A 287-nucleotide genomic window follows, 5' to 3' on the forward strand; every position below is an offset into this window, starting at 1 on the left:
GATTCCCTGTCTTCCACTGATGTGGAGCTTTGCACAACCATCTGCGTAGACCTGGCCAAACAGGTCTTCCAATTAGCAGGCGAGGACGCTACTGGGCGGGTGACCTACGAAGATCGCATCAAATCCCGCCAAGCGTTCCATGATTTCCTGCTCAGGCTGCCAACTACCGTGGCCGTCTTGATGGAGTGCGGTCCAGGTGCACAAGCCTGGGCCAGACTGCTGCAGGCCAAAGGTAATCCGGTTCGCATCCTGCCGGCGCAACGTGTCGCCGAACATCGCAGCGGTGC

General features: G+C 58.9%; 1 pseudogene. It reads left to right on the plus strand.

The annotated features are described in order from the left end of the window. Positions 1–21: 21 nt before the first annotated feature. A pseudogene (locus ACF8GF_RS12810) lies at positions 22–287 on the plus strand (IS110 family transposase); the annotation flags it as partial.

This window comes from Pseudomonas sp. yb_5 (assembly GCF_043103865.1).
Classification (GTDB): Bacteria; Pseudomonadota; Gammaproteobacteria; order Pseudomonadales; family Pseudomonadaceae; genus Aquipseudomonas; species Aquipseudomonas putida_Y.